The sequence below is a fragment of the Corallococcus sp. AB049A genome (assembly GCF_003668885.1).
GTDB classification, from domain to species: Bacteria; Myxococcota; Myxococcia; order Myxococcales; family Myxococcaceae; genus Corallococcus; species Corallococcus interemptor.
The window spans coordinates 1-674 of record NZ_RAWL01000876.1 but is presented as its reverse complement, the minus strand read 5'-3'; the positions used below and the strand labels follow the sequence as shown (position 1 = coordinate 674).

The 674-nt window shown below is 64.1% G+C and carries 1 pseudogene; it reads right to left on the bottom strand.

What is annotated here, in order from left to right:
* Positions 1–674, bottom strand: a pseudogene (locus D7X55_RS45865) (glycogen debranching enzyme); the annotation flags it as partial.

The following is a 674-nucleotide window of genomic DNA, read 5'->3' as shown; positions in this document are numbered from 1 at the left end:
GGTTGTGCGAGTGGCCATCGCGGTTGTCTTCGCCGTTGGCCTCGTTGTGGCGATCGTTGTAGCTCACCAGATCGTGCAGGGTGAACCCATCGTGCGCCGTCACCAGGTTGATGCTGGCCGAGGGCCGCCTGCCATGATTTTCGAACAGGTCGGCCGAGCCGGTGAAGCGCGTGGCGAATTCCGGCAACTGGCCGCCATCGCCGCGCCAGAGCGCGCGCACCGTATCGCGGAAGCGGTCGTTCCATTCCGCCCAGCCCGGCGGGAACTGGCCCAGTTGATAGCCGCCCGGGCCGATGTCCCATGGCTCGGCAATCAGCTTCACCTGGCTCAGGATCGGGTCCTGGCGTACCGCATCAAGGAAACTGCCCGAGGCATCGAAGCCATGCCGCTCGCGGCCAAGGATGGTGGCCAGGTCGAAACGGAACCCATCCACCCGCATCTCGGTCACCCAGTAGCGCAGCGAGTCCATCACCATGCGCAGCGCGCCGGCATTGGTCAGGTCGAACGTGTTGCCGGTGCCGGTATCGTTGATGTAATAGCGGCGATCATCGGCCAGGCGGTAGTAGCTGGCATTGTCGATGCCCTTGAAGGACAGCGTAGGGCCCAGCTCATTGCCTTCGGCGGTGTGGTTGTAGACCACGTCCAGGATCACTTCGATGCCGGCACTGTGCAGC